Source organism: Gymnodinialimonas phycosphaerae (assembly GCF_019195455.1).
In the GTDB taxonomy this organism is placed as follows: domain Bacteria; phylum Pseudomonadota; class Alphaproteobacteria; order Rhodobacterales; family Rhodobacteraceae; genus Gymnodinialimonas; species Gymnodinialimonas phycosphaerae.
The window spans coordinates 2,901,483-2,914,517 of sequence record NZ_JAIMBW010000001.1; the positions used below are offsets into that span (position 1 = coordinate 2,901,483).

Sequence of the window (13,035 nt, forward strand, 5' to 3'; positions counted from 1 at the left end):
CTATACCTTGATCCAACCTTGCAGATGCGTCCGCCCCAGCGCCGCGTCCAATACCGCCGCCACCGTGTCCAGCTTGTCCGGCGGCCACTGCCAAAACTCCACCGCCACATCGCTCAGGATGAACGTTGGCGCGCCATCATCCACCAGGGCGTTGATGTCGACCGAAGCCTCGCAGGCCACACAGGCCACCTCGCGCGAGGGGTCCTCTCCGTCGGAATAGACGTTGAACAGCTCAAAGCACCGCTCTTGCTGCGCGCGGGCCTGATCGCTTTCGCCCTCGCCATCCATAACCGTGCCGCACGCGGGGCATCGGAAGTTCGGCGTAATCACGAAGGGCCCGTGGTTGATGTATTTCGGTCCGGCGAAAACCACCCCGTTGATCGATTTCAGAACGGTGCCATCGGGCAAGATATGCTCCGTCGTCTCGATCCCGGCGGCAGGCCCCGGTCGAAACGTGGGGCCCCTCGGCGCGTAGGCGGCTGTTTCATCGGCCTCGCCCGCGATCCAGCCCTGCCCTCTCAGCGCGGCCTCACAGGCAAGCAACGTCTCCGCCGCCTGCGCACGGGGCACATCGGGGTAGCCGAAAATCCCGTAACTCGTGCTCATGACAACCAGCGCTTGCGACGGCGGTACGAGCGCACGTCGCGGAAGCTCTTGCGCCCCTCGTCGCTCATGCCAAGGTAGAACTCCTTCACGTCCGGGTTCTCTCGCAACTCCGCCGCCGGGCCGTCCATAACGACGCGGCCGGATTCCAGAATATAGCCATAGTGGGCGAACCGCAGGGCCACGTTTGTGTTCTGCTCAGCCAGCAGGAACGTCACGCCCTGCTCTTCGTTCAGGCGCTTCACGATGGTGAAGATCTGCTCCACCAATTGCGGCGCAAGGCCCATGGAGGGCTCATCGAGTAAAATGGTCTCGGGCTTCGACATCAGCGCGCGGCCAATCGCGCACATCTGTTGTTCCCCGCCGCTGGTATACCCCGCCAGCGAGGTCCGCCGCTCTTTCAGCCGTGGGAAATATTCATATACAAGATCCAGATCCGCCGCGATGGCCCCGCGCCCGTCCTTGCGGGTGTAGCTGCCCGTCAGCAGGTTTTCCTCCACGGTCAGGTGCTCGAAACAATGGCGGCCTTCCATGACCTGGATCACGCCGCGCTCCACCAGATCCGAGGGGTTGAGGTCCTGCACCCGCTCGCCGCGATAGGAAATCGCGCCCTTCGTGACCTCCCCGCGCTCGGAATGCAACAGGTTGGAAATCGCCTTCAACGTCGTCGTCTTGCCCGCACCATTGCCCCCCAGCAATGCGGTGATGCCGCCCTTGGGCACCTTCAGCGACACGCCCTTCAACACAAGGATCACGTGGTTGTAGATCACTTCGATATTGTTGACCTCCAAAAGCGTCTCCGCCTCGGCGTCCACATGTGTCGTTTGATCCAACATCTCGTCCATCCCCAATTAAGGTTAATGCGCGCGCGAGGGGCCTAGCACCGCTCCCCCGCTTCATCTTGCCAAATACAACTCGATCCGGCGGCAACACACCGCGCTGCCGCCGGAGATGTCAGATCAGCTGTCGCCCCAAAGGGACGCCATGCTCAGGACTCGCCGCACTGCGGCCCGATCCCGTTCTCCTCGGCATATTGCGCCGAGTCTTCCATGACCAAAGGCTGCGTCACACTGTCGTCAGGGGCGATGAAATCGGTCAGCGTGACCCAGCTCTCACCGTCCCACTGCTGCATGATCGCCATGCCCGTGCCGCCGTGATCTTCGCAGGTCACCGCGAATTCCGGCCCGATGCCCGGCATGCCAAGCTCTTCCATACGCGCGTTGGTGATCTCCAACGCTTCCATGCCATCCCGCATCATCGAGGCATCGATCTGCGCCACGCCGTGGATCTCCTGCGCCGTCGCAGCAGCCTCGGCCGCCAGCATCGCCGCATACATGCCGCGCGTGTACAGCACGTTGCCCAGGTTGCTGCCATCGCCAGCGCCCAGGCCCGCGTCGATCACCAACTCCTGGATCTCACTGAAGACCGGCATGTCGCCCAAACGGTTCATGTTCAACGACCGGTAGCCCGCCGCATCGGCACCCGCCGATTCAACGTCATGGTCGGCACCGGCCCACCAGTTGCCGATGAAGTTCTCCATCGGGTAGCGCGTGTTGATCGCCTCTTGAATGGCGACCTGGTTCATCACACCCCAGCCCCACATCACGACGTAATCGGGACGCTCGCGGCGGATTTGCAGCCACTGGTTGCCCTGCTCCTGACCGGGGTGGTCAACGGCAAGCTGGCTCAACTCGAAGCCATGCATTTCCGACAGCGTCTCCAGTGTGCGGATCGGCTCCCGACCATAGGCCGAGTTGTGATAAAGCAGCGCGATGGTCTGACCGCTCAGGTCGCCGTCATTCTCTTCCAGCAACTGGTTCACGATCACCGAGGCCGCGTCCCAATAGTTGGCGGGATAGTTGAACACATGGCTGAACACGTCGCCATTGGCAGCCGATGTCCGGCCATAGCCCATCGTGTGAAGCGGAATGCCGTCCGCCGTGGTGCGCGGGATCAACTGGTAGGTGATGCCCGTGGACAGCGGCTGATAGACCAGCGCCCCCATGCCGCGCGTGCTCTCGTAGCATTCCACGCCGCGCTCGGTGTTGTAGGCCGTTTCGCATTCCGGGACCGAGGTCATCACCCCCCCGATGCCGCCATCGCGCACGTTCAGCAGGGTCATGTAGTCCTGATACCCGTCCGAGAACGGGATCCCCCCCGCCGCGTAAGGCCCGGTCCGATAGCTGAGGTCCGGGAACACAAGGTCCGCCATTGCAGGCCCCGCCGCCATCGCACCTGCGACAGCCATCATTGTCAAAGTCTTCATCGGTTCATGTCCTCCCATGGATCGCTTCCGATTTCGCTCAAACCCTGCGCCTCCCAGCACCGGGGATCTTCCGTGGTCGTTCCTTTGAAAGCCGCCCTCCGGGGCGGGCCTCAATGCGGGAACGGCCACAATCTCAGTTTCTCTTTCGCCAACGCCCATAGGCGCGCAAGCCCGTGGGGCTCGACGATCAGGAAAAACATGATCAGCCCCCCCACGATGACGAACTCGAAATGGGTCGCCAAGGCGCTTTCCCAGTTCAATGTGCCGGTCAGGAAGTTCCGCAGAACGACCGGCAGGATCACCATGAACGCCGCACCCGCGAAGCTGCCGAAGATAGAGCCCAGACCGCCGATGATGATCATGAACAGCACGAGGAAGGACTTGGTGATGCCAAAGGCCTCCCCCACCTCTGCCGCGCCCAGATAGACGGTGAACAACAGCGCCCCCGCGATGCCGACGTAGAACGACGACACGGCAAAAGCCGTCAACTTGGCCTTCAGCGGGTTCACCCCGATGATTTCGGCGGCGATATCCATGTCGCGGATCGCCATCCACTGCCGCCCAACGCTGCCGCGCGTCAGGTTGCGGGCCACCCAGGCCAGCACGAAGGCGAAGAAGAAGCAGAACAGGTATTTCGCCCACGACTCCGCATTCGGGCCGGTCACAGCCATGTTGGTGAAGTAGAAGAAATCCCGCTCAGGCGCCGAGATCTGCCCCGAGGCCGAGTAGTTGTAGAACCACGGCACCTTGTTGAACAGCCACACCAGGAAGAACTGCGCCGCCAGCGTCGCCACCGCCAGATAGAACCCCTTGATCCTCAGGCTCGGCAAGCCAAATGCCACGCCCACCATTGCAGTCATCACGCCCGACAACAACGTGACCGAAATCATGTCCAGCCCCGGGAACGCCGTCATCAGCTTGTAGGACGTGTACGCGCCCACCGCCATGAACCCGCCGGTGCCAAGGCTGACCTGACCGCAATAGCCCGTCAGAATGTTCAGCCCGATCGCCGCGATCGCGTAGATCAGGAACGGGATCAGGATGGAGTTCGCCCAGTAATCATTGATGATGAACGGGATCACCAGCGCGCCCACGATCAGCACGAAGTAGTAGCGATACCTGTCGAACAGGATCGGGAATGTCTGGTTGTCCTCGGCGTAGGACGTCTTGAAATCACCTGCCTCACGGTAAAACATCAGCGTGCCTCCTCGACCTTGCGAGACATCATCACCCGACCGAAGATGCCGACGGCAAGGCCCACGGGCGTCAGGATCATCGGCCAGATCACGATATCGAGCGGCCCGACAAGTTCGGCGATTAGATACAGCAGCGACACCCAGAAGATGCCGAAACCGACCGTGGTCACGATGGCCCAGATCTTCTTCGGGCGGTTGCCCCCATCCTCGAAGGCCGGGCGTCCCTGGTTGGCGAAGGGGTTGGGCGGTGTCAGTTGTTTATCCATGGCTCAGACCCTCTCGATGATTTTTTCGCCGAACAGGCCCTGGGGCCGGAAGACAAGGAACAGCAGCGCCAGCACATAGGCGAACCAGTTTTCCGTCGCGCCGCCGATCATCGGGCCGATGGAGAACTCGAACAGCGCCTCTCCGACGCCGATGATGAGCCCGCCCACGATGGCGCCGGGGATCGACGTGAAGCCGCCCAGCATCAGCACCGGCAACGCCTTGAGCGCGATCAGCGACAGCGAGAACTGCACGCCAGACTTGCTGCCCCACATGATCCCCGCCACCAGCGCCACGATCCCCGCCAGCGACCAGACCAGCACCCAGACGTAGTTCAGCGAGATGCCAACGCTCAACGCCGCCTGGTGGTCATCGGCCACGGCCCGCATCGCGCGCCCGTTCTTGGTGTATTGCGAATATGCGATCAGCCCCATCACAAGGATCGCCGCAATCAGCGTGGCCGAGATATCAAGGTTGTCGATGAAAAACCCGTAGCCCAGCGCCTCGAACGTAGTCACATCGATCCAATCATTGATCCCCTGCGGCAGGCCCACGTCGAGGTTGCGGATCTCGCTCCCCCACATCAGGTCGCTGATGCCTTCAAGGAAATAGGCGAGGCCAATCGTGGCCATGAACAGGATTATCGGCTCTTGCCCCACCAGGTGTTTGAACACGAACCGCTGCACAAGATAGGCAAAGCCGATCATCACCACGACAGTCAGCAAGATCGCCCCAAGGGCCGGAACCTCCCAGCCGAAATAGTGGATGTCGGTGCCGAAAATCTCGTTGATCAGATGCGCAAAGGGCACGCGCCCGTCCTGGATGCCCACCAAGGTCATCGCCGCAAACAGCGCCATGACGCCCTGGGCGTAGTTGAAGATGCCGGACGCCTTGAAGATCAGCACGAAGCCAAGGGCCACCAGCGCATACATCACCCCGGTCATCAGACCGTTGAGCGTGACTTCCATCGCAAAGATCAGTTGTTCGGGCATGTCTCAGCTCTCCAAATTCGTCTCAATGACGGTCAGGCTCGTGGGCATTGCGGTCCGGTCGATCTCCACCTCGATCCGAGGTTCCCTCAGGAAGGTGGATTGCAGCGTCTCTGGCGTCCGGTCGATGCGGATCCAGTCCCCCGATGCGCGTGCGGCTTCAGCCCACGCGTCCACCTCTGCACCGAAGGGGCCAAACACCGCGCAGAATTGCACGACCGCCTCCGGGGTCGAGCGGACCAGTTGCCATTCCCGGAGCTCCTCCATCCACGTCTCTTGCACCGCGTCCGCGGCCATCAGGGTAAGGCCAAGGGTATCGCTGTCGCGCACCTCCACCATAGGCGTCAGGCAGCGGGCCTCAAACTGTGCAAACGTATCTTCCACCTGCGCCAAGGCAGGCGCGACGGCGCCCATCGTCGCCAGCATCATACCGACAGCCGTAGCCACAGAAAAACTACAGGGGCCAATCAGGGTCTTGCACCCTGAATTCCGGGCCATTTCAGTCATGGGCGACCCCCAGGTAGGCGTCGATCACTTCCTGGTTGTTGCGCACCTCATCCGGCGTGCCGTCGCCGATCTTCTTGCCGTAATCCATCACCACGACGCGGTCGGACAGGTCCATCACAACACCCATATCGTGTTCGATAAGCACGATGGTCGTCCCGAACTCGTCATTCACGTCGAGGATGAAGCGCGACATGTCTTCCTTCTCCTCCACGTTCATCCCCGCCATCGGCTCATCCAAGAGCAGGATCTGCGGCTCGGCCGCCAGGGCCCGCGCCAGTTCCACCCGCTTCTTCAGGCCATAGGGCAACCGCCCCACGGGCGTTTTGCGGATCGCCTGAATCTCAAGAAAATCAATGATTTCCTCAGCCTTCTGGCGGTTGGCAACTTCTTCCGCCTCGGCGCGGCCCCACCAGAACGCCTGCCCGAACAGACCCGTCTTCATATGGTTGAGCCGCCCGGTCATCACGTTGTCCAACACGCTCATCCCCTCGAACAAGGCGATGTTCTGGAACGTCCGCGCAATGCCCTGGCGCGCGACCTGAAAGGGCTTCATCGAGGGCCGCTTGGCCCCACGATAGAGCACCTCCCCTTCCTGCGGATGATAGAACCCGGAAATCACGTTCAGCATGGAGGATTTGCCCGCCCCATTGGGCCCGATGATCGCGCGGATCTCGCCCTCGCGCACATCGAACGAGATGTTCTTGATCGCTTCAACCCCCCCAAATCTAAGGGTAATATTGCGCATCTCCATGACCACGGGGCCGATCTGGCGCCCGTCAGCTGTCACATGGCCTTCTGCCGCATCAAGCATCTTTCACCCCCCTTTCGCGCGGGATGGTGGGTGGGGCGATGGCGCAAGCCGAGCGTATTTGCGAAGCAAACCCGCCCATCATTCCGCCGCCATCTGACCAGAGCTTACGTCCACGGTCGCCGCATCGATGATCTGCAACGTGGCCGTGATCTTGCCCTTCCGACCATCCTCGTAGGTCACTTCCGTCTCGGTATATTGCTCAGACTTGCCGCCGTACAAAGCCTCCAGCAGATCCGCGAATTTCTCCTCCACGATCCGCCGCCGCACCTTGCGCGTCCGGGTCATTTCCCCGTCGTCCGCGTCCAACTCCTTGTGCAGCACAAGGAACCGCGCAACCTGGCAGTGGGCCAGCATCGGGTCTTCCGCAACGGATCTGTTCACCGCCTCCACATGACCTTTGAGAGAGGCCAGCACCTGCGGATGCCCGGCCAGTTCCTGATAGGACGCATAGGCGATGTTGTTGCGTTCCGCCCAGTTTCCCACAGCGCTCAGGTCGATGTTGATAAAGGCGGTGCAGTAGTCTTTCTCGTTCCCGAAAACCACCGCTTCCAGAATGTCGGGATAGAACTTCAGCTTGTTCTCCACGAACTTCGGCGCGAACAGCCCGCCGTGGGCCATTTTTCCGACGTCCTTGGCGCGGTCCAGAATTCGCAAATGGCCCGTGCCTTCCTCGATGAACCCCGCGTCGCCCGTGGCGACCCAGCCCTCGGCATCCTTGGTGGAGGCCGTGGATTCCGCGTTCTTGAAATACTCCACGAAAGTGCCCGGCGAGCGGTAGAAGACCTCTCCGTTCTCCCCGATCTTCAGCTCCACCCCCGGTGACGGCACGCCCACGGTATCGGGTCGCACTTCGCTGTCTGGCTGTTGCGTGATGAAAACGCTCGCCTCCGTCTGACCGTAAAGCTGTTTCAGGTTGATCCCCAGCGCCCGGTAGAAATCGAAGATCTCGGGCCCGATCGCCTCACCAGCCGTGTAGCCCACGCGCACGCGGCTCATGCCCAACGTGTTCTTCAGCGGCCCGATCACCAGCAGATTGTCCAGCGCATAGGCAAGCTTCTCGCCCGTACTGACCGGTTTGCCATCCAGGATCTTGGGCCCAATCTCCTTGGCGCGCGCCATGGCCCGATCAAAGAGGCGCTTCTTGAACCGGCCCGCGTCCTCCATGCGGATCATCACCGAGGTCAGCAACGTCTCGAACACCCGCGGCGGGGCGAAGAAATACGTCGGCCCGATCTCACGCAGGTCGGTCATCATGGTGTCGGCCGACTCAGGGCAATTGACGCAGAACCCTGACCAGTAGGCTTGCCCGATGGAGAAGATGAAATCGCCCACCCACGCCATGGGCAGATAGGCCAGCACCTCATCCTCCGCCCGCAAACCGTCGAATTCACACGACGATTTGGATGTCTCGATGATATTGCGGTTCGACAGAACAACGCCCTTGGGCTTGCCCGTCGTGCCGGACGTATACAACATCACGCAGGTGCTGTCGTAGGTCAGTTCCGCCTCACGGGCGTGTAATTCGGGCAGCAGGCGTTGGTGCGCGGCGCGGCCTTCCGCCTGCACATCGTCCAGCGCGTTCATTTTCGAGTGGTCGTATTTGCGCATCCCGCGCCGATCCACGTAGACGATGTGTTCGATGCCGTGCAGCGTCTCCTGCGCCTCCAGCACCTTGTCGACCTGCTCCTGATCGCCTGCGATCACGAAGCGCGCGCCGCAGTGCTCCAGCACATAAGTCATCTCTTCGCTGACGGCATCCTGGTACAGCGGCACCGGCACGGCGCCCGCCATTTCCACGGCCACCATCGACCAATACAAGGCAGGCCTGTTGCGCCCGATGATGGCAACGTAATCGCCCCGTTCCAGCCCCAGCGCCAGAAGCCCCAGCGCCAGCGCCTCGATCTCGTCCAGCGTCTCGGCCCAGGTCCAGCTTTGCCAGATCCCGTATTCCTTTTCACGGTACGCATCGCGTGACCCGAACAGGGCCGCATTGCGGCGCAACAGCGCCGGTATGGATTGAGGCGCGCCCGCAGGCGGTGAGATATCGGCCAATCTATCCTCCCTATCGCCAACCCTCCCGGTTGGCGTGCACCGCAGGCACCCTCTTGTCCGAGGCGCTCTTCAGTTCGCCCACCGTGCCATACAAGCAGTGTCCGTCAAGCGTTACCTGACTTTTTCCCAAACCTTACGAATTGTAACAGCATGGCGGGCGGCCTTGGCGAATGCGGTGCAGGTCGCTAGCCATGGGTCATGGCACGCGATCCCACCACGGAATCCTTCACCCGCGCAGGTCTCAACCTGATTCAACAGGCCTTGTCGATCTATGACGCGGACCTGCGGCTGGCCGTGTCCAATCGGCCGTTTCAGGAAATGTTCGGCCTGCCCGAACACCTCGTCACGCCCGGCGCCCGGTTTGACGAGACGCTTCGGTTTCTCGTGACCCATGGCGAATACGGCGAGGTCGACGATGTCGACGCCTTCGTGCAGACGCGCGTCGATCAGGCCCTGGCCTTCCTGCCCCATTACCTGGAACGGGTGCGCGCCAACGGGCGGGCAATCAGCGTCGAAGGCTCGCCTCTGCCCGATGGGGGCTGGGTCACGGTCTATACCGATATCACGGCAGTCAAACGGCAAGAGGCGCTTCTGCGCGCCCGGTCCGAAGAGCTGTCCGATCAGGTCCTCACCCACACCGAAGAACTCGCCCTGTCCAACCGCCGCCTTGAGGCCACGATCATCCAGTTGCAGGAGGCCAAAGCCGCCCTGACCGAGATGGAGGCCCGCACCCGGCTGGTTACCGAGATGACGCCCGCCCACATCGGTCACATCGATGCGCGCGGCATCTACACCTTTACCAACCGACGCCTGTCTTCGCTGCTGCCGGGCCGTGCCAGCGACATCATCGGGCGCACCTTCGAAGAGGCCTTGGGGGATGAAACCGCCGCAATCCTGCGCCCCACGCTGGCGCGGGCCAGCGCCGGTGAGCCTGCGGTTCTGGAATTCACGGAACCCGCCTCCGGGCGCCGCATCCGAACCGCTTTCACCCCCGATGAACACGCCGATGGCGGCGTCTACCTTCTGTCCACCGATGTCACCGAAGAAGCGCAGGCCCGCACCGCGCTGGAGCAGACCCACAAGCGCGAACTGGCGGCGCAACTGACCTCGGGCCTTGCCCATGATTTCGCCAATCTGCTGACCATCATCCTTGGCCTGCAAGCGCGGTTGGAAAAGCTGCCCCTGCCCCACGGCGCCCACGAGTTGACGGGTGCCACCCGTATGGCCGTTCGGCGGGGCGGACTACTGCTTGACAAGATCGCCAATATGACCGGCGCGCGTGAGATCAGCCCCGCGCCCGTCGTGGTGCAGGATTTCCTCGCCGGTTTCACGCCCTTGGCCGAGGCGACCTTGCCCGACGGGGTCACGCTTGCCGTGACCTGCAACATTCCCCACCCCGCCTTGATGCTGGACGCGGGGTCCTTGCAAGACGGGCTGTTGAACCTTGTGCTGAACGCCCGCGATGGGATCGGCGACGCCGGAGAGATCACCCTGGCCCTGCGCGACGTGCAGGATACCTGGCTGGAGATCACAGTGGACGACACCGGGCGCGGGTTCTCGGAAACCGCCCTGAGGCAGGCCCTGAACCCGTTTTTCACCACCAAGGGCGATGAAGGATCGGGCCTTGGCCTGACGATGGTCTATGATCTGGTGAAACTTGCGGGGGGCACGATGGCCCTTTCCAACACCGCCCAGGGCGCGCGCGTCACCCTGCGCCTGCCGCTGCGCCCGGCCGAGGCCGAGGCCCGCCCCCGCCTGATCCTTCTGGTCGATGATATCTCTGAAATTCGCGCCCACGTCCGCGATCTGTTGACCGATCTCGGCCATCAGGTGATCGAGGCCGCCACGGCGGAAGAGGCACAGACGCTGGCCGACCTGCCCGGCCTGGACTGGGTGTTGTCCGACATCCATCTGGGCGGGACAGACGGCGTCGCCTTGCTGAGGGATATCGCGCAAAGGCATCCGGCCCTGCGGCTGGCCTTGATGACATCCTTGCCGCCCGACGATCCCCTGTTCGCATCGGGTGCCGCCCGCTGGCCCGTCTTGCGCAAAACCCTGGACGGCAGCGTCCTGGCGGGGCTTCTGACCACCAAGGTGACACCATGATCGACGCCCCCCTCGTGACCATACTCGATGATGAACCGCAGATCCGCGCCATGCTCTCCGAGGCCCTGCAAGACGCAGGCTTTCGCACCGCAACCTTCGCCCGCGCGACCGAATTCGAGGCCGCCCTGCGCCACACCACCCCCGATGTCTGCCTTGTGGACCTTGGCCTGCCGGACCGCGATGGCCTTGCGGTCGTTCACCGCCTGGCGCTGGAATCCGGGGCGGCGATCATCATCATCTCGGGCCGCGCCCAGGTGCAGGACCGCGTCACGGGGCTGGAGCTGGGGGCCGACGACTACATCATCAAGCCCTTCGATCCGACCGAGGTCATCGCCCGCGTCCGCGCCCGCCTGCGCAGCCCCAAGGCCCCGGACCGCGCCCAGAACACCGCACGTTTCAACGGCTGGACGGCGCAGTTCGACAGTTACATCCTGACCGACGCCAGTGGCGTCGAGACCCCGTTTTCCCATGCCGAAGGCGAGGTCCTGCGCCTTTTTCTCAATGCACCCAAGCGCTTGATTTCAAGGCAGCACATGCAAGAAAGCCTGGGCGGCGCGGCGGGTGACAGCTTTGATCGCGCCATGGATGTCCGCATCTCGCGGCTGCGCACGAAACTGGGCGAGGATCCCAAGAATCCACGCCTGATCAAGACGATCTATGGCGCGGGCTATATCTTTCTGGGGGATGTCACCTGGTCCTAGCGGCCCCGCCGGTCCGCTGATAGCCTTGCCGTGACTGGTGCCATGAAGGAGCCTCCCGATGCATCTCTGGGTCCGAGCGGAAGAACGCGCCAATGAGCGGCGCGTGGGCATCACCCCCGTAGGCGTGGCGCGGCTATTGGCCGACGGGCTTGACGTGACAGTCGAAGACAGCCCCTCGCGGATCCTCCCCATCGATGGCTACCGACAGTCCGGCGCCCGGATCGCCCCGGCCGGAACGTGGCGCGAAGCGCCCGAGGATGCCGTCATCTTCGGATTGAAGGAACTGCCCGAAGACACCGGCCCCCTGCGCCACCGTCACATCCTTTTCGGCCACGCCTTCAAGGGCCAGGCCGACGGGCCGCACCTGTTGCAGCGCTTCAAGGAAGGCGGAGGCACCCTTTACGATCTGGAATACCTGGTGGATGACGCCGGCCGCCGCGTTGCGGCCTTCGGCTACTGGGCCGGGTTCGTGGGCGCCGCGCTTAGCGTGGGGTCATGGGCCGCGCAACATGGCAAGGACCCGATGGGCGCGGTCAGCAGCTGGCCGGATCAAGACGCGCTCATCGCCGATATCAAAGCGCGCCTTGCTGACGCCGAAGCCCCCTTGCCCACGGCTTTGATCATCGGCGCCCTGGGGCGCACGGGCACTGGGGCGTCGGCATTTCTCAAGACCCTGGGTGTCACGCCGACCGCTTGGGACATGGCAGAGACGGCCCATGGTGGCCCGTTCCCCGAGGTTCTGGCCCACACGATCTTCCTCAATTGCATCCTCGCGATGGACGGTGTCCCCGTCTTTGTTGCTGCAACCGCCAAAAGCGCGCCGCGCGCCCTGCGCGTCATCGGCGATATCGCGTGCGATCCAAGTTCGGATTTCTCTCCGATCAAGGTCTATGACCGCGTGACAACCTGGGCAGATCCCACGCTTCGCGTTGCGGACAAGCCGCCGCTCGACGTTATGGCGATCGACAATCTGCCGTCGCTGTTGCCACTGGAAAGTTCCGAGGATTTCGCCGAGCAGCTGTTCCCGCATCTGCTTGCCCTGCCGCAAATCTATCAAGGTGTCTGGGGCCGGGCCCATGCAACGTTCCAAAGCGCCCTGAACGCTCTCTGACACCTTTTTCAAACGCGCCCGCAGGGCGCGAGGCTCCCCCGCGACGCCGAAGGCGGCGCAAACCCTACAACAGATCTTCTTCCTGCCCGGCCACATCCAGGTTCAGCGCCTCTGCGCCCGCCTCCAGATGATCCGCGAAATGGGGGCTCCCGAACAGGTAATCCGCCGTGGGGACCGACGCCTCCTGGCGCGCCATGGTGATGGCCTCTTCAAGCTCCTCCGCCTCGTAGCTGCCGCGTCCGATCCAGAAGATCGCGACCAGCTCGACCTGTTCTTCCTCTGGCAACCGTTCGATGAAGCTGCGCAATTCGCCTTCCGCGCGTCCCATCTCCCGGCCCATCAAAATCACTTGGGCCACGGCCCGCGTTGAGATTTCCATATCCCGCTCCTTCCGGTTTCTGTTCCTACACAATCAGAAGCAGGGCCCGG

The 13,035-nt window shown here is 62.8% G+C and carries 13 protein-coding genes; 3 read left to right on the top strand and 10 right to left on the bottom strand.

Annotated features, from left to right (window positions below):
• The 9 genes from KUL25_RS14335 to KUL25_RS14375 all read right to left on the bottom strand — a co-directional run bounded on the left by KUL25_RS14335 (position 1) and on the right by KUL25_RS14375 (position 8,688).
• On the bottom strand, positions 1-606 hold the full coding sequence (locus KUL25_RS14335) for a hypothetical protein (RefSeq protein ID WP_257893548.1): 606 nt from the start codon (positions 604-606) through the stop codon (positions 1-3).
• Entirely contained in the window at positions 603-1,439 is an 837-nt protein-coding gene (locus KUL25_RS14340; RefSeq protein ID WP_257893549.1) for an ABC transporter ATP-binding protein, read from the bottom strand. The genes KUL25_RS14335 and KUL25_RS14340 overlap by 4 nt, the downstream gene beginning before the upstream one ends.
• A gap of 152 nt (positions 1,440-1,591) precedes the next feature.
• A complete protein-coding gene (locus KUL25_RS14345) occupies positions 1,592-2,869 on the bottom strand; it encodes an ABC transporter substrate-binding protein (protein ID WP_257893550.1) in 1,278 nt (425 codons plus the stop codon).
• A gap of 110 nt (positions 2,870-2,979) precedes the next feature.
• Positions 2,980-4,065 (bottom strand): branched-chain amino acid ABC transporter permease, encoded by a 1,086-nt coding sequence (locus KUL25_RS14350; RefSeq protein ID WP_257893551.1) that lies wholly within the window; start codon positions 4,063-4,065, stop codon positions 2,980-2,982.
• Positions 4,065-4,331, bottom strand: a complete 267-nt coding sequence (locus tag KUL25_RS14355) for a hypothetical protein (RefSeq protein WP_257893552.1) — start codon at positions 4,329-4,331, stop codon at positions 4,065-4,067. The genes KUL25_RS14350 and KUL25_RS14355 overlap by 1 nt, the downstream gene beginning before the upstream one ends.
• A 3-nt stretch (positions 4,332-4,334) precedes the next feature.
• Complete coding sequence (locus KUL25_RS14360) at positions 4,335-5,321, bottom strand: branched-chain amino acid ABC transporter permease (RefSeq protein ID WP_068358644.1); 987 nt, start codon at positions 5,319-5,321, stop codon at positions 4,335-4,337.
• Positions 5,322-5,324: 3 nt separating this feature from the next.
• Positions 5,325-5,825, bottom strand: coding sequence for a hypothetical protein (locus tag KUL25_RS14365; protein ID WP_257893553.1), 501 nt, complete (start codon positions 5,823-5,825; stop codon positions 5,325-5,327).
• On the bottom strand, positions 5,818-6,636 hold the full coding sequence (locus KUL25_RS14370) for an ABC transporter ATP-binding protein (RefSeq protein ID WP_257893554.1): 819 nt from the start codon (positions 6,634-6,636) through the stop codon (positions 5,818-5,820). The genes KUL25_RS14365 and KUL25_RS14370 overlap by 8 nt, the downstream gene beginning before the upstream one ends.
• Positions 6,637-6,714: 78 nt before the next feature.
• Positions 6,715-8,688, bottom strand: coding sequence for an AMP-binding protein (locus KUL25_RS14375; RefSeq protein ID WP_257893555.1), 1,974 nt, complete (start codon positions 8,686-8,688; stop codon positions 6,715-6,717).
• Positions 8,689-8,886: 198 nt separating this feature from the next.
• Here KUL25_RS14375 and KUL25_RS14380 point away from each other — a divergent pair, with 198 nt between their 5' ends.
• Genes KUL25_RS14380 through KUL25_RS14390 form a run of 3 tightly spaced genes read left to right on the top strand, consistent with a single transcriptional unit; the run spans position 8,887 to position 12,606 of the window.
• Positions 8,887-10,794: a PAS-domain containing protein gene (locus KUL25_RS14380; RefSeq protein WP_257893556.1), complete on the top strand. Its 1,908-nt coding sequence runs from the start codon at positions 8,887-8,889 to the stop codon at positions 10,792-10,794.
• Entirely contained in the window at positions 10,794-11,495 is a 702-nt protein-coding gene (locus KUL25_RS14385; protein WP_257894871.1) for a response regulator transcription factor, read from the top strand. The genes KUL25_RS14380 and KUL25_RS14385 overlap by 1 nt, the downstream gene beginning before the upstream one ends.
• Positions 11,496-11,553: 58 nt before the next feature.
• On the top strand, positions 11,554-12,606 hold the full coding sequence (locus KUL25_RS14390; protein ID WP_257893557.1) for a saccharopine dehydrogenase: 1,053 nt from the start codon (positions 11,554-11,556) through the stop codon (positions 12,604-12,606).
• A 64-nt stretch (positions 12,607-12,670) separates the two neighbouring features.
• On the opposite strand, the gene KUL25_RS14395 is transcribed toward KUL25_RS14390, so the two are convergent.
• On the bottom strand, positions 12,671-12,985 hold the full coding sequence (locus KUL25_RS14395; RefSeq protein WP_068358664.1) for a DUF3775 domain-containing protein: 315 nt from the start codon (positions 12,983-12,985) through the stop codon (positions 12,671-12,673).
• Between the last annotated feature and the right edge of the window lie 50 nt (positions 12,986-13,035).

Bases quoted from the DNA above. Each gene is read 5' to 3' on its own strand.
- KUL25_RS14360 (WP_068358644.1), bottom strand. From the start codon at position 5,321: ATGCCCGAACAACTGATCTTTGCGATGGAAGTCACGCTCAACGGTCTG.
- KUL25_RS14355 (WP_257893552.1), bottom strand. From the start codon at position 4,331: ATGGATAAACAACTGACACCGCCCAACCCCTTCGCCAACCAGGGACGC.
- KUL25_RS14365 (WP_257893553.1), bottom strand. From the start codon at position 5,825: ATGACTGAAATGGCCCGGAATTCAGGGTGCAAGACCCTGATTGGCCCC.
- KUL25_RS14390 (WP_257893557.1), top strand. From the start codon at position 11,554: ATGCATCTCTGGGTCCGAGCGGAAGAACGCGCCAATGAGCGGCGCGTG.
- KUL25_RS14340 (WP_257893549.1), bottom strand. From the start codon at position 1,439: ATGTTGGATCAAACGACACATGTGGACGCCGAGGCGGAGACGCTTTTG.
- KUL25_RS14380 (WP_257893556.1), top strand. From the start codon at position 8,887: ATGGCACGCGATCCCACCACGGAATCCTTCACCCGCGCAGGTCTCAAC.
- KUL25_RS14395 (WP_068358664.1), bottom strand. From the start codon at position 12,985: ATGGAAATCTCAACGCGGGCCGTGGCCCAAGTGATTTTGATGGGCCGG.
- KUL25_RS14350 (WP_257893551.1), bottom strand. From the start codon at position 4,065: ATGTTTTACCGTGAGGCAGGTGATTTCAAGACGTCCTACGCCGAGGAC.
- KUL25_RS14370 (WP_257893554.1), bottom strand. From the start codon at position 6,636: ATGCTTGATGCGGCAGAAGGCCATGTGACAGCTGACGGGCGCCAGATC.
- KUL25_RS14345 (WP_257893550.1), bottom strand. From the start codon at position 2,869: ATGAAGACTTTGACAATGATGGCTGTCGCAGGTGCGATGGCGGCGGGG.
- KUL25_RS14335 (WP_257893548.1), bottom strand. From the start codon at position 606: ATGAGCACGAGTTACGGGATTTTCGGCTACCCCGATGTGCCCCGTGCG.